The 19,885-nt window shown below is 38.6% G+C and carries 32 protein-coding genes and 1 pseudogene; 18 read left to right on the plus strand and 15 right to left on the minus strand.

What is annotated here, in order from left to right:
• The first annotated feature begins 238 nt into the window (after positions 1–238).
• Together M1E96_RS07985 and M1E96_RS07990 are read left to right on the plus strand one after the other, a co-directional pair.
• Positions 239–481, plus strand: a complete 243-nt coding sequence (locus M1E96_RS07985) for a hypothetical protein (protein WP_272579990.1) — start codon at positions 239–241, stop codon at positions 479–481.
• 22 nt (positions 482–503) lie between these two features.
• Positions 504–1,304: a MipA/OmpV family protein gene (locus M1E96_RS07990; RefSeq protein ID WP_272579991.1), complete on the plus strand. Its 801-nt coding sequence runs from the start codon at positions 504–506 to the stop codon at positions 1,302–1,304.
• Between the two features lie 91 nt (positions 1,305–1,395).
• Here M1E96_RS07990 and M1E96_RS07995 read toward each other — a convergent pair whose 3' ends face one another.
• The gene (locus tag M1E96_RS07995) at positions 1,396–1,656 is read right to left on the minus strand and encodes a DinI-like family protein (RefSeq protein ID WP_070927874.1); all 261 of its coding nucleotides are present in this window, start codon (positions 1,654–1,656) and stop codon (positions 1,396–1,398) included.
• A gap of 261 nt (positions 1,657–1,917) precedes the next feature.
• Between M1E96_RS07995 and M1E96_RS08000 the strand changes: the two genes are divergently transcribed.
• Positions 1,918–2,451 (plus strand): GNAT family N-acetyltransferase, encoded by a 534-nt coding sequence (locus M1E96_RS08000; protein ID WP_349485295.1) that lies wholly within the window; start codon positions 1,918–1,920, stop codon positions 2,449–2,451.
• 25 nt (positions 2,452–2,476) lie between these two features.
• Here the strand turns inward: M1E96_RS08000 and M1E96_RS08005 are convergent, their stop codons facing one another.
• The gene (locus M1E96_RS08005) at positions 2,477–2,896 is read right to left on the minus strand and encodes a GNAT family N-acetyltransferase (protein WP_070927877.1); all 420 of its coding nucleotides are present in this window, start codon (positions 2,894–2,896) and stop codon (positions 2,477–2,479) included.
• Between the two features lie 340 nt (positions 2,897–3,236).
• Between M1E96_RS08005 and M1E96_RS08010 the strand changes: the two genes are divergently transcribed.
• Entirely contained in the window at positions 3,237–3,971 is a 735-nt protein-coding gene (locus M1E96_RS08010) for a bifunctional 2-polyprenyl-6-hydroxyphenol methylase/3-demethylubiquinol 3-O-methyltransferase UbiG (RefSeq protein ID WP_272579993.1), read from the plus strand.
• 44 nt (positions 3,972–4,015) lie between these two features.
• On the opposite strand, the gene M1E96_RS08015 is transcribed toward M1E96_RS08010, so the two are convergent.
• Positions 4,016–4,564 (minus strand): DedA family protein, encoded by a 549-nt coding sequence (locus tag M1E96_RS08015; protein WP_319066556.1) that lies wholly within the window; start codon positions 4,562–4,564, stop codon positions 4,016–4,018.
• Between the two features lie 15 nt (positions 4,565–4,579).
• Entirely contained in the window at positions 4,580–5,257 is a 678-nt protein-coding gene (locus M1E96_RS08020; RefSeq protein WP_070927881.1) for a DUF1345 domain-containing protein, read from the minus strand.
• 277 nt (positions 5,258–5,534) lie between these two features.
• Between M1E96_RS08020 and M1E96_RS08025 the strand changes: the two genes are divergently transcribed.
• Positions 5,535–5,954 (plus strand): hypothetical protein, encoded by a 420-nt coding sequence (locus M1E96_RS08025; RefSeq protein WP_272579995.1) that lies wholly within the window; start codon positions 5,535–5,537, stop codon positions 5,952–5,954.
• Positions 5,955–6,468: 514 nt separating this feature from the next.
• On the opposite strand, the gene M1E96_RS08030 is transcribed toward M1E96_RS08025, so the two are convergent.
• The 9 genes and pseudogenes from M1E96_RS08030 to csrA all read right to left on the minus strand — a co-directional run bounded on the left by M1E96_RS08030 (position 6,469) and on the right by csrA (position 12,148).
• Complete coding sequence (locus M1E96_RS08030; protein ID WP_369427456.1) at positions 6,469–7,644, minus strand: tyrosine-type recombinase/integrase; 1,176 nt, start codon at positions 7,642–7,644, stop codon at positions 6,469–6,471.
• Positions 7,644–7,859 carry a hypothetical protein gene (locus tag M1E96_RS08035; protein ID WP_163861181.1) on the minus strand — a complete coding sequence of 72 codons (216 nt, stop codon included), beginning with the start codon at positions 7,857–7,859 and terminating at the stop codon, positions 7,644–7,646. Before M1E96_RS08035 ends, M1E96_RS08030 begins: the two co-directional genes overlap by 1 nt.
• A gap of 29 nt (positions 7,860–7,888) precedes the next feature.
• Positions 7,889–8,461 carry a 3'-5' exonuclease gene (locus M1E96_RS08040; RefSeq protein ID WP_369427457.1) on the minus strand — a complete coding sequence of 191 codons (573 nt, stop codon included), beginning with the start codon at positions 8,459–8,461 and terminating at the stop codon, positions 7,889–7,891.
• Positions 8,462–8,472: 11 nt separating this feature from the next.
• The gene (locus M1E96_RS08045; protein ID WP_369427458.1) at positions 8,473–9,270 is read right to left on the minus strand and encodes a DNA adenine methylase; all 798 of its coding nucleotides are present in this window, start codon (positions 9,268–9,270) and stop codon (positions 8,473–8,475) included.
• Positions 9,257–9,799: a hypothetical protein gene (locus M1E96_RS08050; protein ID WP_369427459.1), complete on the minus strand. Its 543-nt coding sequence runs from the start codon at positions 9,797–9,799 to the stop codon at positions 9,257–9,259. Before M1E96_RS08050 ends, M1E96_RS08045 begins: the two co-directional genes overlap by 14 nt.
• 213 nt (positions 9,800–10,012) lie before the next feature.
• Positions 10,013–10,525: pseudogene (locus M1E96_RS08055) on the minus strand (hypothetical protein); the annotation flags it as partial.
• A gap of 84 nt (positions 10,526–10,609) precedes the next feature.
• Positions 10,610–11,524, minus strand: coding sequence for a recombination-associated protein RdgC (gene rdgC, locus M1E96_RS08060; protein WP_369427460.1), 915 nt, complete (start codon positions 11,522–11,524; stop codon positions 10,610–10,612).
• A 20-nt stretch (positions 11,525–11,544) separates the two neighbouring features.
• A complete protein-coding gene (locus M1E96_RS08065; RefSeq protein WP_369427461.1) occupies positions 11,545–11,865 on the minus strand; it encodes a hypothetical protein in 321 nt (106 codons plus the stop codon).
• A 97-nt stretch (positions 11,866–11,962) separates the two neighbouring features.
• Positions 11,963–12,148: a carbon storage regulator CsrA gene (gene csrA / locus M1E96_RS08070; protein WP_369427462.1), complete on the minus strand. Its 186-nt coding sequence runs from the start codon at positions 12,146–12,148 to the stop codon at positions 11,963–11,965.
• A gap of 109 nt (positions 12,149–12,257) precedes the next feature.
• Here csrA and M1E96_RS08075 point away from each other — a divergent pair, with 109 nt between their 5' ends.
• Complete coding sequence (locus M1E96_RS08075; protein ID WP_163861198.1) at positions 12,258–12,482, plus strand: hypothetical protein; 225 nt, start codon at positions 12,258–12,260, stop codon at positions 12,480–12,482.
• Positions 12,483–12,621: 139 nt separating this feature from the next.
• Here the strand turns inward: M1E96_RS08075 and M1E96_RS08080 are convergent, their stop codons facing one another.
• Entirely contained in the window at positions 12,622–12,831 is a 210-nt protein-coding gene (locus M1E96_RS08080) for a hypothetical protein (RefSeq protein ID WP_272682223.1), read from the minus strand.
• A 155-nt stretch (positions 12,832–12,986) separates the two neighbouring features.
• Here M1E96_RS08080 and M1E96_RS08085 point away from each other — a divergent pair, with 155 nt between their 5' ends.
• Positions 12,987–13,871: a BRCT domain-containing protein gene (locus M1E96_RS08085; RefSeq protein WP_272682222.1), complete on the plus strand. Its 885-nt coding sequence runs from the start codon at positions 12,987–12,989 to the stop codon at positions 13,869–13,871.
• On the opposite strand, the gene M1E96_RS08090 is transcribed toward M1E96_RS08085, so the two are convergent.
• Complete coding sequence (locus tag M1E96_RS08090) at positions 13,857–14,546, minus strand: S24 family peptidase (RefSeq protein WP_272682228.1); 690 nt, start codon at positions 14,544–14,546, stop codon at positions 13,857–13,859. The genes M1E96_RS08085 and M1E96_RS08090 overlap by 15 nt on opposite strands.
• A 120-nt stretch (positions 14,547–14,666) precedes the next feature.
• Here M1E96_RS08090 and M1E96_RS08095 point away from each other — a divergent pair, with 120 nt between their 5' ends.
• The 11 genes from M1E96_RS08095 (at position 14,667) to M1E96_RS08145 (ending at position 19,865) form a co-directional block, all read left to right on the plus strand.
• Complete coding sequence (locus M1E96_RS08095) at positions 14,667–14,903, plus strand: YdaS family helix-turn-helix protein (protein WP_096865218.1); 237 nt, start codon at positions 14,667–14,669, stop codon at positions 14,901–14,903.
• Between the two features lie 76 nt (positions 14,904–14,979).
• Entirely contained in the window at positions 14,980–15,438 is a 459-nt protein-coding gene (locus M1E96_RS08100) for a YmfL family putative regulatory protein (RefSeq protein ID WP_140186701.1), read from the plus strand.
• A gap of 83 nt (positions 15,439–15,521) precedes the next feature.
• Positions 15,522–15,731, plus strand: coding sequence for a hypothetical protein (locus M1E96_RS08105; protein ID WP_272682221.1), 210 nt, complete (start codon positions 15,522–15,524; stop codon positions 15,729–15,731).
• Positions 15,721–15,900 (plus strand): DUF4222 domain-containing protein, encoded by a 180-nt coding sequence (locus M1E96_RS08110; protein ID WP_272682220.1) that lies wholly within the window; start codon positions 15,721–15,723, stop codon positions 15,898–15,900. The genes M1E96_RS08105 and M1E96_RS08110 overlap by 11 nt, the downstream gene beginning before the upstream one ends.
• Positions 15,901–15,908: 8 nt before the next feature.
• Entirely contained in the window at positions 15,909–16,958 is a 1,050-nt protein-coding gene (locus tag M1E96_RS08115; protein ID WP_272682219.1) for a helix-turn-helix domain-containing protein, read from the plus strand.
• Positions 16,955–17,191 (plus strand): hypothetical protein, encoded by a 237-nt coding sequence (locus M1E96_RS08120; protein ID WP_140181310.1) that lies wholly within the window; start codon positions 16,955–16,957, stop codon positions 17,189–17,191. Before M1E96_RS08115 ends, M1E96_RS08120 begins: the two co-directional genes overlap by 4 nt.
• On the plus strand, positions 17,191–17,724 hold the full coding sequence (locus M1E96_RS08125) for a phage N-6-adenine-methyltransferase (RefSeq protein ID WP_272682218.1): 534 nt from the start codon (positions 17,191–17,193) through the stop codon (positions 17,722–17,724). The genes M1E96_RS08120 and M1E96_RS08125 overlap by 1 nt, the downstream gene beginning before the upstream one ends.
• Positions 17,721–18,155 carry a hypothetical protein gene (locus tag M1E96_RS08130; RefSeq protein WP_272682217.1) on the plus strand — a complete coding sequence of 145 codons (435 nt, stop codon included), beginning with the start codon at positions 17,721–17,723 and terminating at the stop codon, positions 18,153–18,155. The genes M1E96_RS08125 and M1E96_RS08130 overlap by 4 nt, the downstream gene beginning before the upstream one ends.
• Positions 18,152–18,532 carry a hypothetical protein gene (locus M1E96_RS08135; protein WP_272682216.1) on the plus strand — a complete coding sequence of 127 codons (381 nt, stop codon included), beginning with the start codon at positions 18,152–18,154 and terminating at the stop codon, positions 18,530–18,532. Before M1E96_RS08130 ends, M1E96_RS08135 begins: the two co-directional genes overlap by 4 nt.
• Positions 18,517–18,894 carry a RusA family crossover junction endodeoxyribonuclease gene (locus M1E96_RS08140; protein ID WP_272682215.1) on the plus strand — a complete coding sequence of 126 codons (378 nt, stop codon included), beginning with the start codon at positions 18,517–18,519 and terminating at the stop codon, positions 18,892–18,894. The genes M1E96_RS08135 and M1E96_RS08140 overlap by 16 nt, the downstream gene beginning before the upstream one ends.
• Positions 18,891–19,865 carry a DUF968 domain-containing protein gene (locus M1E96_RS08145; RefSeq protein ID WP_272682214.1) on the plus strand — a complete coding sequence of 325 codons (975 nt, stop codon included), beginning with the start codon at positions 18,891–18,893 and terminating at the stop codon, positions 19,863–19,865. Before M1E96_RS08140 ends, M1E96_RS08145 begins: the two co-directional genes overlap by 4 nt.
• Positions 19,866–19,885: the final 20 nt, after the last annotated feature.

A 19,885-nucleotide genomic window follows, 5' to 3' on the forward strand; every position in this document is an offset into this window, starting at 1 on the left:
GTACTTTTCATTTGTGGATAGAAACGATGTCTATTCGTGCCCGTCACACAGTTTTCATCTTGTCAGCGCCGCCTCACTAACTTATTGCTTAGCGGCATCTCGAATTATATAGAGGTTAACCCGACAAAACTAATGGCGTCTTTAATAAATCCTTAAGGTTGGTTTAACCAATTTTTAAGGTAAGAAATATGAATAAGATTATTATCTTAGCACCTACTCAGTTATTGGAATAAAGAAAATGAAATTAAAACTAATTGAGATCCCTATTTTTGTGATGGTTATTTCCATTGCGTCGGTTTTAGTCGGGAAAAATATTGAACATACATCAAAAACATCACTATCAATGCTTTCATTGAAAGAAATTAATACCTGTAAAAGAGAGAAGCAGTGTATTACCACTGGAAAAATCACGGGTGGAATAAAAAGCGATCTTAACCCAATAAAAGAAATTAGAACTTTTATTCGTAAAAAAATATATTAATAAAATAATCTAGGATTTATTAATGAAAAGATTGAAAACGGTAGCAACGATTGTTGTAGGGCTATTGCCGCTTAGTAGCTCTATGGCAGGAGAAAGTGTTTTGGTATTAGGTGGCGGAGCTTCTTTTATGCCAGCCTATGAAGGATCAAGTAAATATTTGTTTTCACCGCTGATTGATTTGAATTATGGGTACATTTCTGATGATTATGGTGTATTCAGCATAGGTTTAGAGGGGGTTGAGTGGGCAATAGGAATAACAGAAAGTCTGACTTTTTCTAGCCGAATCGGTTATGACGCAGGTCGTGATGAAAAAATTGGTATTTTGGGAAGTAAAAATGAAGATCTCAAAGGAATGGGGGATCTTGATGGTTCAATGACCGTCGGTGCGGAAATTAATTACAGCATAAAGGATTACCAATTATACGCATCTGTTGATATGGCAACCTCAGATCGTAAATATGGTGGTCGTGATATTGGTCGAACGGTGAATGTAGAGTTAGGTGGGATAGGCTACTATCAAATAAATGATAAGTGGGATGTTGAATATACGCTGGCTACCGTGTGGGGAAATAAAGCATATAATCAAGCCTATTTTGGTGTTTCTAAACAACAAGCTAATCGCTCACGTTTTAATGAGTACGATGCAGGTAGTGGATTTAAAGATATTCATAGCGGCGCGATTTTAAATTATAACGTCAATGAAAATATGATCCTTTATACCGGCATTGGCGCTTATTACCTTGTTGGCGATGCAGCAAAAAGTTCGCTCACTGAACAACGTTTAGGCTGGGTAGGTCTAGGCGGTATTAGGTATACATTTTAGACTATCATTATAATTTAAAGCATCTATTGATAATGAAAGGAATGTTGAGTTAATGACCTCACATTCCTTTCATTGGTATTGAATGTGTGGGCTATTCCTCTGGATTTTGTTCAGGGATCCAGCCATCATCCATCCAAATTTCTTCTAATATTTCTTCAATGCGAACTTTATCTTGCGCTAATTTAGTTCCTGAAATATTAATGCGTTGGCCTGAACTAAAACCAACGCGAGTGACCATATCGGGATATTGCGGACTAAGCTTCCGTGCGACTTCAGCCTCTAGAGCTTGCAGCATCACATCACTTGGTTTTTGTGGTGCATTTTTATCAAATAAAATTTCAATGCGTAACATATTCACCTCAACTCAATACTGTATTGATATACAGTATTTTTAAATTGAGTGAGGGATAAAGTCAATATCTGGATGATAATATTTTTTATAATTTGAAAGGCATCTAAAATATAATGGAGGGGCTGTTAATTTATTTAATTAAAAACAGTAAGTTAAGATATTGGCTTGTTGATGAGATTAAAAAAAACCAGTTGCTAGCTGATTGAGTTTGGGTATGCTAACCATCATTATTTAACGAAATAAGAATGGGTTTAGCACGTAATGTTGATAGTAAAAAGACTGAGTAGTAAAGATACGTTAGAAATAGCCAATACCAATCATCTCTATGATTCAGCATTTCCAGCTTATGAAAAAAGAAGTTTTCAAGGGCGGCAATTGATCCTTAATCATCAAGATTATTATTTATACTATTTTACTGAGAACGAGGTATTTATAGGTTTTGTTGAGTGCTGGAAAATTAATGATTTTTATTATGTTGAGCACTTTGCCATATCTTCTAATCTACGAGGTAATGGATATGGGCAAAAAATATTGCAACTCCTGAGTAAGCAAGTGAACAATATTATTTTAGAAATCGATCCTGTTATAGATGAAATAAGCCGAAAAAGATTACGTTTTTATCAGCACTGTGGTTTTAAGCAAAATGAGTATCAGCATTTTCATCCAAGTTACCATACCGAGTTTGCACCACATCAATTAGAGGTTTTGAGCTTTCCAACCACTATTGATTGGCAAGTTTACCAACAATTTAATCAAAAACTTGCCGATGTGGTGATGGATCCTGCATTGCTATAGCAATAATAATCGGTCTATTGGTGAATTAATCTATTAATTTGCAGACATAAATTAATTCAGGATCATCGTCATCAAGGTTTTCAATAACTCCACTAGCTAAAAATTGTGTATGATTTAACAAGGCTTGCATAGCTGTATTAGATTGATTAGTGGAGGTAAATAGTTTGCTAGTTGTGCAAATGAGTTTGAGCTGATTAATCAGCTCAACGCCTAAACCAAGACGCCGAAATTGCTTGCTCACCATCAACATCTCAATAAATCCAAAATCAAAAAAGTGATAATGCAAAACAGCATAAGCATAAATTTGTGTTTCTTGTTCAATTAAATAACAATTTTTATCTGCTACCCACTGAGCAATTTTTAGTGCACGTTCGTGGGTTTTTATACTGTCAATCTCAATTAAGCCATCAATATCTTGTGGAGTTGCAAGGCGGAAGTGATTCAAAACAAGTTCCTATTGATAAAGTAACGCGATATCAGCCAACAAAGACTGAAATTTGTGTAAATATAGCTAAATAGAATATTTGAGTATGATGAATAATGATAGTGTGCATAGGATAAAAATAAATTTATTGGGGCTGTTATGAATCTATTTAACCAAGTTCTTAATAGTAAAAAGGTAGGATGGTTAATCACCATTATTGGTATCTATTTTACTGGTTTCCCAGCAGAAGATAAAAATCAACAAGATGAACGCAAGTAAGAGAATAGCGTATCTAAAAACGCAGTTGATGATTAATTATACTTATTCATATAATAACTCCATATAAACGAGGGAGTTAACCATGTCACAAAATATTTATGATAATCCACAGTTCTTTGCCGGTTATGCAACGTTACCTCGCTCTATTCATGGCTTAGCAGGTGCGCCAGAGTGGGAAAAAATGCAACAATTACTCCCCTCTCTTTCAGCTAAAAACGTGCTTGACCTTGGTTGTGGCTATGGGTGGTTTTGCCGATGGGCGGGTGTGCAACAGGCAAAATCGGTTACTGGACTTGATTTATCCAGTAAAATGTTAGCAAGAGCGATCGAGCTTACTCAAGATGATAATATAGTTTATCAACAAGCCGATTTAGAAACACTTTCGTTAGCTAAACAACAATTTGATTTAGTATATAGCTCGCTGACACTACATTATATCGTAAATATTTCATCTTTAATTTCAACTGTTTTCCAGTCACTTAAACCTGGCGGCCAGTTTGTATTTTCTGCTGAACATCCTATTTTTACTGCGGCTATCCATCAAGGTTGGTGTGTTGACAATGAAGGATATAAATCATGGCCTGTAAATCAATATCAGATAGAAGGTGATAGAAGGATGGACTGGTTTGCGGAAGGGGTAATAAAACAGCATCGTAAGTTATCCAGTTGGATAAATATGTTGGTTAAAACTGGTTTTGAAATCATTGAAATAGATGAGTGGGGGCCTACAGCTGCGCAAATTGCAGAAAATCCGTTACTTGAAGAAGAGCAAGAACGGCCAATGTTGTTTCTATTAAGTGTACGTAAACCACTTTAAACTGATCATCAGATAGAAGCTTTAGCATATAAGGGGTTGAGCTTCTATTTTTTCCATTGACGTCGTAAAAAAATAAAGAGAACTACGGCAATAATGATAAGTAAAAACCACGTTAAAGAAGAGTGTATCGGTAAGGCGAGTATCGCTGAACTAATAAAATATCCGCAAGAAACAATAATGACCCCCCATAAGGCTCCTCCCAAAATATTTAATATAAAAAATTTAAATGGATTAACTTTACTCGCTCCGATAATGATTGGGCCCACAGTTCTCAAGCCATAAGCAAAGCGAATAGCGATAATAATGAAATTTTCATGTTGACGGATCAATTGTTGGACACGATTGATTTTTTTCTGATGACGGTGAAATTTAGGTAAGATCTGAGAGCCAGCAAAGTAACCAACGTAAAATAAAACATTATCACTGACTATGCCCCCTAAAGCGGCAAATAACATCACCCAAGGGTAATAAAGTAATTGGTTATGAGCAGCAACGCCAGATAGAAAAGCGGCGGTCTCACCTTCTATCATGGCACCAAAAAAGGTAGCCCAATAACCATATTCTGTGATCCAATTTGTGAATTCTGCTGTCATTTTTACCTAATTAGTCTAAAAGAAACTCGCTGAAATATTGATACATAACCCTAATATTGCCATATTAAATACAAATGAAATAACGGACTGAAGTAATACTGCTCGGCGCATCGGGCTTGAGGCGATTTCCACATCAGCAGTTTGCGATGCTACTGCAATGGTAAAAGAAAAATACATAAAGTCCGAATATGTTGGGGCAAGGATCTCATCAGGAAAACGTAGCCATGGTTGTTGCTGATTTTCATTACTATAGTATAGGTGCGCATAATGCATCGTAAAGCCCGCAGGGAGTAATAGCCATGAAGAAATGAGTGTAGAAGCGGTGAGTGCATAGGGCACAAATTTATCGGTTTTCGGAAAGTCGCCATGTCCACCTAATGCAAAAAATAGTACCAGTAAACTGACACAACAACCAGCAACGAGGAAAAAAATCACCATACGAGCACTTTCATCTTCGACTTTAGTGATTTCTCGAATGTTCTTAGTTTTACGATTAATTATGCGAGCAAAAAGAAATAATAAATAGATCCAAGCAAATGCGTTCCAGCTTAGAATTAAGCACATCATGGTATTTTGGTAGGGAAGTAATGCAACAAAAGTCGCAACTGCAACAAATAAAGAAATAATAAAGCGAGGCCTTGAATGAAATGCATGATGAAAAAGATGAACTATTCGAAAGATGTAACGTAACATGATGCATTCCTTAACATGAACAAAATAATTTTATTATATCAAATGGTTGAAGTGATGTTGTAGAGAATTTACTGGTGCTCTTATTGATGGGATATACTGGATAAAGTTACATTTTTGCTATATATAAACTTCAATTAATCAATAACTGATGGTTAATACAATAGATTATATTGCTAAAAATTGAGGTAGTTTTCAAATAAATTGTTATACTAGCGAAACTATTTTATAGCCTCGTTTTGTGAATTTTTTATTAGTGAGTTATTTAGATCGTCTTTTTATGAATAAAATATTTTATGTCATTATTGCTTTATTTCTTCTTGGTTCTGCTTTTTTATTTGGTATGACATTAAATTATAAAGATGACATCAACATGATTGAACGTGTTGAACGTACAGTATTAGGTTATTTAGAAAATCCTAAATTAGAAACATTTAAGGATGTAAGTTACCATTTTAATAAAATCTCACATAATGGTGGAGAGGTTGGCTACGTTTGTGGATTTGTTTCACGACATTATGATTTTTCAAGGAAAACAGAAGATAAGCGTTTTATTGTCAAAACATATACTCGACCCGATGGTGCCATTAATATTTCTATACCTGTTATTGATGGGATAGATGAATTGTTGACAGAAGCCCAAGTGGATGGTCTATGGACTAAATATTGTGAAGCACCGGCCACCAAAGCGATCCAGTAACCTGAGTATGCTGAAATATTATATTGAACTTACTTAATATACTATTTTTCTATTAATAGAATAATAGTATCACTTCATTTCTATTTTTCATTATGCCAATCAGAAACACCATTTGATTAAGCATGGTTAATGTTGATTTAATCTGAGTGCGTTTCCTTTATAACTTACTCATGAATCATAATAGGCTTGTACACTAATCTATATTTCTGCGCGGGGCCTAATATGAGCTCTAAAAGAAAGGCAAAATCAGCGTAACCCAACCCGACTTTTAACCACCTCAAATTTTACCCACAAAAAAACCAACCCTAACAGGTTGGTTTCTCTATAAAAAATTGGTCGGCATGATAGGATTTGAACCTACGACCCCCGACACCCCATGACACCGATTGTAATATATTGATGCTATTGATTTGAAAGGAAAATAATTAATTGTGCTGGTTATGCAAACAGTGCATAATATGCAAAAACCACACTATACGAATCAATGAGTTAAGTTGACTTTTACCGCCCATTTTTAAGCTATTTCAAAGTGCGGAACTTGTACCCATTCAACGTGATTTTCAGTATAAATTTTTGTTGATTCAGCATCACTATGAGCCATCCTTGCTTGCGGATCGTAACCTTGATCTTTAAACATGAATGCTGCCAGCGCTCGTATTTCATGAAACGTTGGTCGCTCGTCCAATGGTAAATTAGCAGCAACACCAACACGATCTCTAAGCTCTGAGAAAGCACGACTAAGATAATCAGGAGCAACTTGAGTGGGATGGTTTACTCGCTTACTCATATTATTCGGAATTCGAATTGGTAGCCTATGCACAATGTAGGGGCTGGCTACATTGTCACGACTATTATCAATGATTTCTTTTAATTTTTTTCCGATGGGAATTGCCACATGAGACGCCTCTTTGTGCTGCACCTTCTGTCTGTGAATGTAGATCATACCGTAAATCCCGTCCTTTTCTTCATCAAACCAAACACAACCGCAGGTGTTATTTTTTGGGGTTTTAATATTGTATTTAATACGAGAAACCTCAAGTCGGGCTTGTGTTGTTTGTAGCGCTAGATCCATAGCTGTTCGCAACCAAGGCTCCGCTGATGCGCGGATCTTAATAAAATCACTGTAAGATAAACGACGTCGCTTTTTGCCGTCAACGCGCTTCATTTTTTTACGCTCTGCTGGATTGTCTAGCATAAGTGACTCATCCATCGCATAACTGAATATTTTCTTTAGAAAGCCAACTTTTCTATTTTGCACATTAGCTGAAGCTTCAGCGTGAAATTCGTTTATAAATCCGTTTACGTGCTCAAGCGTAACCTCGATCGGTGAGATATCATTGAAATAAGTCTTAACCCTTTCCAGATCGTTATTCCAATCGCTAAGAGTGCTTTCCGCCGGCTGTTCATCATTAACCATCCTGCCAAATAATTTATCTAGATGCTCAGAAAACGGAAGAGACTCGCCATTTTTACCGCCAGAATCTACAATTAAAGCATTAACAGAAACCATCTTTTCCGGTCTCATGATGTTGTTATATTCTTTTGCAATCGCGATCGCTTTTGCTTTATCTGCGCCAATGCTTTTGCGAACGCCATTCACTAGCGTAAAGCGATACTGCTTTTCCGCTTTGTCATAGTAGAGAAAGTCAGGCAAATGCCTGAACTCTCTTTTTCGTGGTCGACCTGCCATCAAGAAGCCCTTATTAAATCACTCACACATGATGAAATATCAGACTCAACTCCCCAGCGCTCGGAAGCATAAACCCATACAGAGCAATCAACGATCCTGCCCCTAACTTCGCCAATTTCAACCCAGCGCTTTATGGTTCTATTGTCTGGTATTGAGCCTTTTTCAAACTCTCTTTTAGCCCATGCGCTAGCTTTCATAAGTTTTCCACTAGACATAATTACCCCCACATCTGCCGCATACAGATTTAAATATCGTCGTTAACTGGTTTAATTAAATGCTGGTGGATAATAGACACATACTTAGCTTGATGAATTGCATCAGCTAAAGCATTGTGTTGCTCTCCTTCAAATTCGAGTGTTCGTTTAGGATCAATACCAGCGTTACGGCCTAGCTCTACAATCGTGCGTACATCTCGATTATTCCAGAATTTCCAAAACGGGTTAAAATCACATGCATCGTAAGCGCTAGCTAAGGCAACATTGTCAAAATCGCTACCGTTACCCCACACACATACATTGTCAGATAAATGTTCTTCAGCGAAAGCGGATAGGGCGAGTAGTGCCGATTGAATAGTTCTAGAATCTTCATCAACGATAGCGGCTCTAGCTTCACTACTTTGCTTCATCCACCACAGCACTGTATCAGCATCAATATGCATGCCGAGCTTTTCGCAACTGACCAGATCAACAGTCAAATAAAATTCGGGGCCTAATTCACCCGTCGAGGGTTCAAAAGCTACTGCACCAATCGAAACGATAGCTGCATTACTTTTGTTGCTCATCGTTTCCAGATCTAACATTAAGTGTTTATATTTCATTAAATTTCACCTTAAAAGTTTAGCCACAGACATTCGGTACGTTTTACAGAACCTGCGTGTCCATTTGCTGCTGTTGTCTTTGCTTCTTTTCGCCAGCCCGAGAGTTGGCCGTTATATAGATCGTTGTCATAACCACAAATAATAACTTTTCCTGAAAGCTGGCCAGCGACGGTTATTAATTGCTGGTGTCCCCATTCATTCATTTCGTACCGATATGTTTCGCTTCTCATGCTCCTTGTTTCGTGTAGATAAGGCGGATCAATAAAATGTAAAGTGCTGGCGGTGTCATGGTCTTTCATGCACTGAACAGCGTCACGATTCTCAATTAATACCCCTTGCATTCGTTCAACTACAGCGAGTAGGTTTTCTGGTGCCCGTGTCCATATTTTTTGTGCTGTCGCTGAATTACGTTTTGTGTCTAATCTAAACCCTGTTTTACCTTTCGTTGCACCGGCACTACCAAAACCCATAGTGGCACGCACAATTGTTTTACGCGCTCGTTCAATAGGGCAACCTGAAACATCATAAGCACAATTAAATTCAGTGCGTGAATAGGGCGTTAATAAGCAAGCATCAATAAGTTTTTCAGCTTGGTCTTTATCACGTAGAACGCGAAACAGATTTACTATTTCATCATCTAAATCGTTATAAACTTCAGCTTCAGAGCGAGGCTTACGTAAAAGAACCGATGCAGCACCACCAAACGGCTCAACATAACAACGATGATCTGGAAAGTGACTAATCACCCAAGGGGCAAGTCGAAACTTGCCGCCATGGTAACGGATTGCAGGATGTTTAATAGTTGTCATGTTCCACCTTTATTTGCTTAATTGCCTCCCTAACAGCATTTAATCGACCTTCCATGCGAGCATATTCTGGGTTAGGAACTGAAGGCCAGTTGTTGTACCAAGCATCGTCACCGAATAATTCAAGCAACTCACTGTCAACATAGTAGTCACAACAATCACGTTTAACGTTGTCAGACCTTTCGATTAAATTCCACCAATATCTAGCCTTTTCTTTGTCTATTTCATTATCCTTGTGTAGTTCGCTGACTTGTTTTTTTGCAAATGCAATATTTGCGTCATTATCATCATCTATTGTTGAATATAGATTTGGGGCCAACTTCATTATCCAGTAGTCATTATCAATGCTTAGTAAAAACTCAACTAAAGAGCACCCCATTGACCCCCAGTAGTATGAGTAAGAATCATTACTCTCATTTATTGTTACTTGCCCTCTGTTTTCGCCAAAATCTTCAAGATAAACATGAATAGGGTCGTGGCGATTTACACCTGTTATGACTAATTTAGTGACTTGTGATTGCTCTACTTTCATATCAACCACCTAAATAATAATTCTGTAAACTGAATTAACTGTTTGTATATAGCCATCAGTTAAATAAGTATCGATGTTGATAACTCGCGATGTTTGAATAGGGTCACCATCTTGAAAGCGTTTTTTCTTATCTGAATAAATATCACCCCAAGCACATTCACCGCGAATTGTACTTAGCTTTATATCTGCATCGAATTTAGGTATCGTTCCTGTTATCTGGTTATAGCGATAAATAAACATTGCTCTCGCTTGCATAGGGGATAGTGGGCTAACTGTAATTAAATCAGTTGCTGGGATACCGTCTAAAATTGGCCAGTAGTTGTTACCGTCAACATCTAAATCGCGACGTTCCGTAGCCAGCATTGTTAGATCTGCATAATGAACAACATCACTTAAATTTATTGGTAAAATCCACTTGAAAGTTATTACCTGTTGTACTCTGCGCTCAATTGCCTTGTATTCGGGTAACAGCGCTTTTAATGGGCTAGGCAAGTCTTTGCAATAGGCTTCCGATGCATCGTGCAGTAATGCTTCCAGCGCATATTCAGGTGGTACAATTTGACTCACATAAACGGAATGTTGAGCAACAGAATAGAATTGGCTGATTTGCCCAGCAAAGCGACATTCATTAGATAAACCTTGAGCGATATCTTCAATATAAATATCATCCATGGTGATATTAATGAAATCAAAATGCTTTCCAGTAAAAGTTGAAATATAAGACATGATTAATACTCCACACAAAATTTAGATAATAAGAGTCCGTCTCTTAATAAAGAGAGTTAAATTCCTTGGTGTTGGCTAAATTATTTAAAGCTTGGCTTCACCGCCAAGTGAATCAGTTAATGCTTTTATTAAAATATTTAATTCTGAAATAATTAAGAAGAAATCAGCATCGAAGCGTTGGTTGTAATCTTCCATACCAATATCATCATTGGTTTCTAAAAATGCAGCATCAAATTTAAGCTTAGATAAAATAAAACTATCATCAATACAGAATGTAACTCTATCTTCATAACCTAATGATAATTTAGTGACTAATTTACCAGCTTCAATATTTGTTTGAATTTCATCAGAGACTAAATCTTGTTTTGTGTATTTAGCGATCCCACCTTCTTCAAGAATGGCTTTCATTTCTGATTGCTCACCAAAAACAAAGCCTTTTGGTAATTGCCCGCTTCTAACCCATTCTGTTAGTGTTAATTCAATAGGGTCTTTCATTGTTAGCGGCACTATTGGCAGGGAGCCAAGAGCCTTACGTATCATCGCAAAACACTCTTCAGCACGTCGGTGAGACGATACTAGCGCAGCAATGAAGCCATCAGTAAGATTAACCCATACATCGAAACGGGTATACTTAGAGAACGCACGAGGTAACAGTTCCTGAATTACTTCATCTTTAATTGCTTGGCGTTCAGTTTTCTTTAATCTTCTACCCTGATCCGCTTCTAATTTTTCAATTTTTTTGTTTAACGCATTGTTAATAACGGGAGTTGGTAGCATTTTCTCTTCTTTATAAAGAGAAATAAGCATCTGGTCATTTACTCGATGAGTTAAACACTCAGATTTACCGATCCCCAGCGGTGGAATAAAACCAAATTGAGACATATCCAGCGAGCTACAAGGTTTATATTTAAAAGGCAATAACTGTTCTTCGAGATTATTAAAATCAATATCGCGAGTTATACGATAAATGATGAGGTTTTTAACATTAAAAGTACTCATGTGATAATCCTTGGATATAATTAATCCTGTTTTTCACCACAGAAAGGGCAGTGAGACATTTTTACGTTGGTATCAAGTCGAGTTAAGTTCTTTGACATTTCACCGTTTTTCTTCTTTGCTCGATAAGCAAATTTGTAATTAAGCATTACAAAAAACTTGCCAGCTGAAAAATCAAGCATTTTATTATCCCAGCCTGTTTCGGTATCAGAAATAACTCCACCTTCAGTTACTTTCAGAGCTAATTTGGAATTTAACTCCTTGGCAACTCTGTTCATACAATCACACATACTTATGTCCTCAATAATTAACTCCACACAATAAATAAGACCACCGGCAATCATTAATTAACTTACCTAGCGTGAACTGACTATGCGCCAGTGGCCTTATGTATTGAGTAAAAAAGTGGCGGTTTGTCACCGCCAAAGCGAGCAATGGCAATTAGTTAGTAATTTCGTTCTTTTTCTCTGCTTGTATTCTTAAATAGATTTCTTCTCGATGAACCCCAACATCTTTTGGTGCATTGATCCCCATCCGTACTTGATTACCTTTAACACCTAAAACAGTAACCGTAATATCATCACCAATATTAAGAATCTCACCGACCCTTCGAGTTAAAATAAGCATTTCATCCCTCTCTATTACTCCACACAGTTAAAAGGCTGCCTGATTATTTAGCCACATCAGGCGGCTGTGGTATTCTTGGTGTTACCACAACAACCAAGAGAATTTTAAAGTGCAAGATAAAAACTTAAATGATTATCCAAGTGATGTACGTATTGCTGGCCTTGAAATGCTATTTAATTTATTAATTTCATCACAAACTGATGAACAAAAAGCCAAGTTCTCAGCGACTGCACTGGAGCTCATTAAAGTCATTAAACTATCTCCTGACGAAGTAAGAGTTAATGGCCTAGAAGATTATTTGGCTAATGTTTTAGAAAGGGCCATTGAGCTATAAGTAGTCATTCCTAAGCCACCAGCAATTTTTCGTGCTGTGGCTTTTATCTTATCTCTGGTATTATCATCATTCATTAAATCAATGATTTTCTGGTACTTACATTCATTACCCATACCATTACTCCACACATTACATCTAATTAAGCGCTAACAGTAACCGCACACATATCCATGCACTCTGCAATTTCTTCGTCGAGCTTTTCGAGTTCAGCTTGCTTGGTATCGCGATCAGCTTGCAGTCGTTTAAGTTGATTAATCAGTTTGGCCTTTGTGAGGATCCATTCGCGGACATCATCCTGCGACATTGGCACGCTAAAAGTTACGATTGGTTCGTTTGAATTGGTTTGCATAATCTGACCTCATTAATGAAAGTTGTTATTAATTGTTTTTTCCTAAACATCTTTAAGTTGTAATTTAGTTGTATTTAATGTTCTTGTCAACAACTTTATGTTGTTTGATTTAATTTAAAGAAAATTAAAGGATATACAAATAAATAGGAGAAACTATGAACATCAACCCGGCTTTCAACTACAAAAGAAATCGAGACAAGTTATTTGCTAACCTGATTTCGATTATTGATGGCGTTTTGTCAGATTGCGAACTTTCAGATTCTGAGATTTTATATATCACGACATGGCTTTCCGATTCTGAAGTGATTTCTAGCAATCCATTTGTAATGCTTTTACAGGAGAGGATATCAAGGGTTTTAGAGGATGGAGTGATAACTGCCGAAGAAAGGCAAGAGATAAAGCAGACGCTATTAGATGTGCAGCGGGCTATAATGGACATGCCTAATATCGATTTGTACTCTAAAGAGTCAGATATTAATCTGCTGAATGGGCTCTGCAAAGGGATCGTTGCAGACAAGGATTTAAGTATAGATGAAATTAACTACTTAGATTGGTGGTTAACTCAAAATGGGGTGTTGAAAAGAAATTATCCCGGAAAGCATTTATATCAATTAGTTAAAACAATCAAGGAAGATGGAGTTATAGATCAAAATGAAAGCGATTTACTATATAAAGCTTTGGTTGACTTTTCAGGTACTGATTTAAATACTGGGATTGTTGATGGTCTATCATGTCAATTACCATGTGACGATATTGATTCCCTAGATCTATACGGAGCGTCTTTTTGCCTAACAGGAAACTTTGTTTTAGGCAAAAGGTCTATCGTATCAAAAATGATAGAGGATGCTGGAGGCTCCGTTACTGGTAGGGTGACCCAGTCTACAGATTACTTAGTAATAGGAGGGTTATCCTCACGAGACTGGCGATATTCAACACACGGAAGAAAAATAGAAAAAGCTATTGATGATAGAGATAGCGGTAAGTCCAGTGTGAAAATTACGACTGAAGATATCTTAATGAAATACTTACCAGCTTCTTGATGACCAAAAAACCCTGCCAATTACATGAACTCTGACGACAGACTCACTTCTAGGTACCTGTTCGTCAGGGTACTCATCTTTATTAAAGCTCCGTATGATAAGCCCGCCGTCGGGTCTATATACGAGGATTTTTACACGCAACAGCACCCCATCCCTTATAGCGTAAAGATCACCATCTTTAATTTTTTTATTGCTAATATCAATAGCTACTAGATCACCGCCATTTAGTACAGGGTAAAGGCTATTGCCTACTATTTTAACGATTCTAGCGTTGCTAGCACTAACGCCGTATTTACGTAGCTCATCCCTACGGAATGGATATGTGTACTCTTCCGATTCAACGACTTCAGCATTAGCTCCGCAGCCAGCGGCAAGTTCAATATCTAGCACAGGTATATCCACAAAATCAGCATCACTATATACAGAAACATCCTCCCATTCTTTTACTTCAAAGTCGGTCTTCTTTCCATTTTCGTCGCGAACACCAAATTGAAGCCAATGAGCGGAAACATTTACAGCCTTAGCAATGTCAGCAATTCTCCTAGGAGCGTTAGTTTGGCCTGATTCGATTTTTTGTATTGATTGCTGGCTAACACCAACTTTCTCAGCAAGATCTGCTTGGCTCATTCCCGCTTTTATTCTTGCCTCTAACAACCTTTTAGCTATCGACATTATATTCCCTCCCTCGTATTTGTATTTTACAACTTTAAGTGTTGAAGTTTCCAACATCTAAAAGTTGTCAAAGTTGTTATTCTGGATTAATATAAAGTTGTTAATAACAACTTAGGGGGAGTTATGGTGCACGTAACCAATGAATCATGCATTACTGGATTGCAGGCTGCAATAAATGCAGCTGGTGGACAAACGCAGTTAGCAAAGCGTATTAGCGAGCTTCTAAATAAACCAGTAAAGCAACAACAAATATGGAATTGGCTCAACAGAAATAAAAGAGTTCCCGCCGATAAAGTGCTTGTTGTCGAGCAAGCGTCAGGTATTTCAAGAAGTAAATTACGCCCTGATTTATATCCATAACAATTAAAAGTTGTTATCAAATTTATCAGAGGAAAGTCGCTAAGTTAACTACAAGAATAACAACGGAATTGTAGATATGTGCAAACAAACACTAAAAGAAGTTGTGAAAGAGATGTGCAGAGCATATCCCGGTGGGCGTTCAGCAATGGCTGGTGCTTTGGGTATTTCTGAAACGACTTTCAACAATAAGTTGTATGAAAAAAATGGCTGCCGCTTCTTTGAGCACGATGAACTTGAAGCTATGGAAGAGTTATCTGGCACTCAATTGCTGGTGGCCTATCACATGGAACGACACTCAATTGTACCAGCAACAAAAGTAGAGCCAGAAAACTTAGATGCAGTGGAACTCTTTGAAATACGTATGAACCTTGGGGCTATGCAGGGTGCGCTATCCGTTCTGATTCAAAACAGCATTTCTGATGGTGTTCTTACTGACGAAGAGATTAAGGCAATAGATCGCAAATTAGCTAAGGTTTTTGGTTACGCAGCTGGCTTCATTGAATCACTGAAAACTGTGTACGGGATTAAAAAATGATGAATAGAGCTAGAAAGGGTGACGCTCAGGATATGCGGTCCCGAGCGTCGAGTGCTAACAACTTTTTGTGTGGAGTAATTAGCATGAGTAGTTTAGCGCACTTAAGCCACAAAAAGCAATTTCGTTGTTTACCTGTTGGTAAGCATGGTGCGTTTCAATATGTAGAGATCATAACTTCAGTTGCTTTATTTGGAAACTACCAAATAAAGCAGCAGTTGGTAGATAGCAAAGAGTTAAAAACAAGCTGGGCTGATTTCTACTATCAAAGCGGGAGTGAGGTCGGTGAGCAATGAAAAACACAAAAACATTAATCGCTACTTCAGAGATAAGCGCGGCGTTGTCGTTAAAGTCATTGAGTGGGATCCGCATAAGCAGCGTGTCATTTTCATGTGGGGCAATTACCCGCATCCCTGTTTTGAGCCACTTGAACAATTCAAAAAATATTATACAGAAGTTAAGTAGGTAGCAGCATGAGCGTAAAACTATCAAGTTATGTATGGGATGGCTGCGCAAGTGCAGGTTTGAAAATAACCTCTGTTGCGATTATGGCCCGACTTGCTGACTTTTCAAATGATGAGGGTATTTGTTGGCCTTCGGTTCCCACTATTGCGCGTCAAATTGGCGCTGGCGAAAGCACAGTAAGAACAGCAATTAAAGAGCTTGAAAAGAATGGCTGGTTATCAAGAGAAAAGCGGCGCAAGGGAAATCGTAATGCTAGCAACATCTATCAACTGAATGTTGAAAAATTATTCTTAGCTGCAAGGGCTGCATTTCCTCAACCAGCAGATTCTGACACCTCAAAACCTGACGCGTCAAATTCTGTTGCATCAAATTCTGCCCCATCAGAATCAAGCAAAAATAACCGTTTTGACCCGCCAGAATCTGGGGGCGATCCGTCAGTAACTTCAAAACAAGATCCATCAGTAACTAACTCTTCGTCGCAGAATTCTGGCGAATTAAGCGACAAGTCTAAAAGTGATTTTTTAAAACGTTGTCCAGAGGCGGTGATTTACAGCTCAAATCTTCAAAAATGGGGCACTGCTGATGATCTCAAATGCGCAGAGTGGCTATTCAACCGCAAGCGTGAAGTATTTCAAGAACTTGGCTTGAAGGCTCCGAAGGCACCAAATTTTACAGACTGGGCTAACGATGTTCGCTTAATGCGTGAAATCGATGGTCATTCACACAAAGAAATTTGTCAATTCTACAAGCGTGTAACTCTCGATGACTTTTGGAAAAGGAATGTCCAATGCCCAAGAACGCTGCGCAGCCAGTGGGATGATCTAACCCTGCGATTGGCAGGTGAGCAAAAAGTCAGCATCGATACAGTCGCACGTGACGAAGCATTTACACGGATCATTGGCTCGCGTTCAAAACCGCAGGGTCGCATCGAGGAAATAGCCGCAGCACTGGCTGGAAAAACAGGTATTCGTACGATGAAAGAATTCCAAGGCCGTCAAACGTGGATCAGCATCTGGAAGCAAGCAACAGAACAAGCGGCGCAGGAGGCAATAGCATGATGCACAGTGAATCTAAAGAAATTTACGGAGCTAATGTTTTTGGTCTAGTTGCCCTGTTTTGTCATGTTTTTCCACACCGCCAAACAACTCGCAAATTACAGCGAGAGTGGGTTGAAGAGCGCAAGACTTGTGCAGAGCTAAAACAATCTGGTTGGGGTTATGTAGACTTCGAATATCGTTACAAAAATATTCGTCAATTAGCCAAAAGCCACCAGCAGCGAGGTGCTATCTAATGGCTGTTTATTCAAGCAATACCGCACCTGAAGATAAAGATTGCTGGCAAACACCTCAGTGGCTATTTGAGGCTTTAACACTTGAATTTGGCTTCTGGTTAGATGCTGCGGCAAATGAACACAATGCCCTGTGTCCATACTTCCTAAACATAGAGCAGGATGCATTACAAAATGATTGGGTAAGTTGTGGCGCCATATGGTGCAACCCCCCTTACAGCAAGATTAAACCGTGGATCGCTAAAGCTGCGGAACAATGCACAAAGCAAAACCAGCCAATAGTGATGTTATTGCCAGCGGATAAATCAACATCCTGGTACTCATTGGCACTAAAAAGTGTTGATGAAATCAGAACAATCATTGATGGCCGTATTAATTTTGTTGATCCCAACACAGGTGAAGAAAAAAAGGGTAACAGCAAAGGCTCAATTCTTCTTATCTGGCGTCCATTTGTAGAGCCAAGAGCTATTGGTACCCACGTTTCCAAAAATCGCCTGATGGAGATTGGTAAAGCGATTTTAGGAGCAGATGTATGAGACTTATTGGTGAAAGTATTTATTTGCGTAACCTTGTAGTGATCATGGCATTTAAAGATAAAGGCCCATTTACAGTTGATGACATGCATCGGCTAACGAAATTAAACCGCTGTGAATGTCAAGAATCCATTAGGCTCTTGCTACCAATAGGAGCCATACAACGGGTCAGCAAGTGTAATGACACAAGGGGTGTTTCTGTTTATCACTATCACGTGGCTCCTAATGCGGAAAGTCTGCTAAATAGTGTAAGAAGATCAGTTAGAAAAGCGTCTGCTCAAAAAGTAACGAAAAAAAAGGTGAAACACAGCCCGAAAAAGCCAAGTAATGATGACCCCTGTGGCTACAAAGTCGTTAAAAAGGCGGATGTGTCTGGAATGGGATGGTCATACCTGAACCATTTGGATCAATTACTAGCAGGGGTGAGGGTATGAGTAAAAAATGCATGTTCTGCGGTGGTGAAGCTGATCTACTATGCGATAGTGTTCTTTGCTACATCGGTGAAAAGAATGATAGCGGGGCATTACTCCGCTTTACATCTGCCTATACTTGTGACGCTCCTATGTGCGCTGCTTGCTCAACATTCCACGGAAATTTTCATTGGAAAAAAAGTAATTCTGGCGGCTTTTCATCTATTGATTACTGTCCCATTTGTGAGAGCCAAGAGTTTGGATTTGGGCGTAGATATGTTTTCTCTGAAATTGAGCAAGTGAAAGTGCATCGTCAGGCGCATTATTTAAAATTCAAGTCATCGAAAGGGCTTCATTTGGAAGCTGTTATGGGAGGTGGGCAAATATGTCTGGATCTTTAAGTTTCATATTACCTTTTCCTCCTAGCGTTAATGCATGCTGGCGAACTGTTCGTGGCACTATGATCATTAGTGACAAGGGGCGCAAGTTCCGCGCTAATGCAATAGCGGCGGTATATGAACAATTAAGAAAAAAGCCAACCGCAATAGTGGGTGATGTTTCAGTTATTGTGAAAATGTACCCACCTACACGGCACAGGAGAGATATTGATAATTACCTTAAAGCGCCATTTGATGCATTGACTTACGCTAACGTCTGGAATGATGACGAACAAGTTAAACATGTTGACATGAGGTGGTGTGAGGTCGTGAAGGGCGGGCGCTTTGAAATCACAATAAATCACTACAACGGGGAGGTTGCATGACAAACGGCTGGATCCTCCCTGCGACTATTGTGCCTGATATGGGAATTGTGATGTTTAAGCCTGGTGTAAATCAATTGGCTGACTTTAACGGCTTAATGCAGATAACACCCGCTTCGAGTGAATCGAACAAATCAGGCAAGGTCACACATAAACAAGCTTTACTTGATGATAAGCGATTGTTTCCATTTTTTAGAAATAGAGATGTATTTGCTAAAACTGGTGGAATCGAGGCATTAAAAGGGCGTATTAAACAGAACGTTAATTATTGCCAAATTCGTGATGATAACGATGACTATCATCATCACGAACTAACAATAACGAAGAACGGTAATCATTATGTTCGCACTTGTTGGTCACATGACAATCAATTACGTGAAAATCCCGCGCTTTATAATGCGTCATCAATAGCGAAGGATAATTACTATCAAAATATACTGTGGGCAGTCGGTGAGGGATTATGTTACCCGAAAGGCACCCCTCTATCGTTGGGTGACTTGTTCACATGGACTGTTCAGCATCAAATTTCGCATTTATTACCTGATGAAATATTAAAGCGACTTTTAGGTATTGGCATTACTCCGTCACATGATGGTCCTATCTATACGCCGAGTGAAATAGCTATAGAGAAAACTAAGGCGTTACTGCCGCTGCAAGTAGACCCCGATCCACCAGCACTGTATTTAAAAAATCCTAAGCGGTATCGATGGGAAAATAAAAACCTGCTTCAAATTATTAAAAAACTGCCTTGCTGCGTGTGTGGTAACCCTGCCGATGATGCACATCATATTGTCGGATATGGCCTGAGCGGAATGGGTACTAAGGCCCACGATTGGTATGTGATACCCCTATGTCGCGGTCATCACGACGAACTACATAGGGATCCGGTCAAGTGGGAACAAAAATACGGCTATCAATTAGATTTTCATCGTCAGTGCTTTGATCGGCTATTCGGTCTTGGCGTGTTTGGTTAATGCGTTGTGCGGAACGCAGG

Source organism: Providencia sp. PROV236 (genome assembly GCF_033676985.1).
Lineage (GTDB): Bacteria > Pseudomonadota > Gammaproteobacteria > Enterobacterales > Enterobacteriaceae > Providencia > Providencia manganoxydans.

What these genes read in the sequence shown, in the direction of transcription:
- M1E96_RS08100 (WP_140186701.1), top strand. Translation starts at nt 14,980, where the DNA reads ATGTGCAAACAAACACTAAAAGAAGTTGTGAAAGAGATGTGCAGAGCA.
- M1E96_RS08035 (WP_163861181.1), bottom strand. Translation starts at nt 7,859, where the DNA reads ATGTCTAGTGGAAAACTTATGAAAGCTAGCGCATGGGCTAAAAGAGAG.
- csrA (WP_369427462.1), bottom strand. Translation starts at nt 12,148, where the DNA reads ATGCTTATTTTAACTCGAAGGGTCGGTGAGATTCTTAATATTGGTGAT.
- M1E96_RS08080 (WP_272682223.1), bottom strand. Translation starts at nt 12,831, where the DNA reads ATGCAAACCAATTCAAACGAACCAATCGTAACTTTTAGCGTGCCAATG.
- M1E96_RS08010 (WP_272579993.1), top strand. Translation starts at nt 3,237, where the DNA reads ATGTCACAAAATATTTATGATAATCCACAGTTCTTTGCCGGTTATGCA.
- M1E96_RS08095 (WP_096865218.1), top strand. Translation starts at nt 14,667, where the DNA reads ATGGTGCACGTAACCAATGAATCATGCATTACTGGATTGCAGGCTGCA.
- M1E96_RS08045 (WP_369427458.1), bottom strand. Translation starts at nt 9,270, where the DNA reads ATGACAACTATTAAACATCCTGCAATCCGTTACCATGGCGGCAAGTTT.
- M1E96_RS07985 (WP_272579990.1), top strand. Translation starts at nt 239, where the DNA reads ATGAAATTAAAACTAATTGAGATCCCTATTTTTGTGATGGTTATTTCC.
- rdgC (WP_369427460.1), bottom strand. Translation starts at nt 11,524, where the DNA reads ATGAGTACTTTTAATGTTAAAAACCTCATCATTTATCGTATAACTCGC.
- M1E96_RS07995 (WP_070927874.1), bottom strand. Translation starts at nt 1,656, where the DNA reads ATGTTACGCATTGAAATTTTATTTGATAAAAATGCACCACAAAAACCA.
- M1E96_RS08115 (WP_272682219.1), top strand. Translation starts at nt 15,909, where the DNA reads ATGAGCGTAAAACTATCAAGTTATGTATGGGATGGCTGCGCAAGTGCA.
- M1E96_RS08050 (WP_369427459.1), bottom strand. Translation starts at nt 9,799, where the DNA reads ATGAAAGTAGAGCAATCACAAGTCACTAAATTAGTCATAACAGGTGTA.
- M1E96_RS08120 (WP_140181310.1), top strand. Translation starts at nt 16,955, where the DNA reads ATGATGCACAGTGAATCTAAAGAAATTTACGGAGCTAATGTTTTTGGT.
- M1E96_RS08020 (WP_070927881.1), bottom strand. Translation starts at nt 5,257, where the DNA reads ATGTTACGTTACATCTTTCGAATAGTTCATCTTTTTCATCATGCATTT.
- M1E96_RS08130 (WP_272682217.1), top strand. Translation starts at nt 17,721, where the DNA reads ATGAGACTTATTGGTGAAAGTATTTATTTGCGTAACCTTGTAGTGATC.
- M1E96_RS08030 (WP_369427456.1), bottom strand. Translation starts at nt 7,644, where the DNA reads ATGGCAGGTCGACCACGAAAAAGAGAGTTCAGGCATTTGCCTGACTTT.
- M1E96_RS08145 (WP_272682214.1), top strand. Translation starts at nt 18,891, where the DNA reads ATGACAAACGGCTGGATCCTCCCTGCGACTATTGTGCCTGATATGGGA.
- M1E96_RS08135 (WP_272682216.1), top strand. Translation starts at nt 18,152, where the DNA reads ATGAGTAAAAAATGCATGTTCTGCGGTGGTGAAGCTGATCTACTATGC.
- M1E96_RS08105 (WP_272682221.1), top strand. Translation starts at nt 15,522, where the DNA reads ATGAGTAGTTTAGCGCACTTAAGCCACAAAAAGCAATTTCGTTGTTTA.
- M1E96_RS08015 (WP_319066556.1), bottom strand. Translation starts at nt 4,564, where the DNA reads ATGACAGCAGAATTCACAAATTGGATCACAGAATATGGTTATTGGGCT.
- M1E96_RS08140 (WP_272682215.1), top strand. Translation starts at nt 18,517, where the DNA reads ATGTCTGGATCTTTAAGTTTCATATTACCTTTTCCTCCTAGCGTTAAT.
- M1E96_RS08065 (WP_369427461.1), bottom strand. Translation starts at nt 11,865, where the DNA reads ATGATTGCCGGTGGTCTTATTTATTGTGTGGAGTTAATTATTGAGGAC.
- M1E96_RS08125 (WP_272682218.1), top strand. Translation starts at nt 17,191, where the DNA reads ATGGCTGTTTATTCAAGCAATACCGCACCTGAAGATAAAGATTGCTGG.
- M1E96_RS08085 (WP_272682222.1), top strand. Translation starts at nt 12,987, where the DNA reads ATGAACATCAACCCGGCTTTCAACTACAAAAGAAATCGAGACAAGTTA.
- M1E96_RS08040 (WP_369427457.1), bottom strand. Translation starts at nt 8,461, where the DNA reads ATGAAATATAAACACTTAATGTTAGATCTGGAAACGATGAGCAACAAA.
- M1E96_RS08000 (WP_349485295.1), top strand. Translation starts at nt 1,918, where the DNA reads ATGTTGATAGTAAAAAGACTGAGTAGTAAAGATACGTTAGAAATAGCC.
- M1E96_RS07990 (WP_272579991.1), top strand. Translation starts at nt 504, where the DNA reads ATGAAAAGATTGAAAACGGTAGCAACGATTGTTGTAGGGCTATTGCCG.
- M1E96_RS08025 (WP_272579995.1), top strand. Translation starts at nt 5,535, where the DNA reads ATGAATAAAATATTTTATGTCATTATTGCTTTATTTCTTCTTGGTTCT.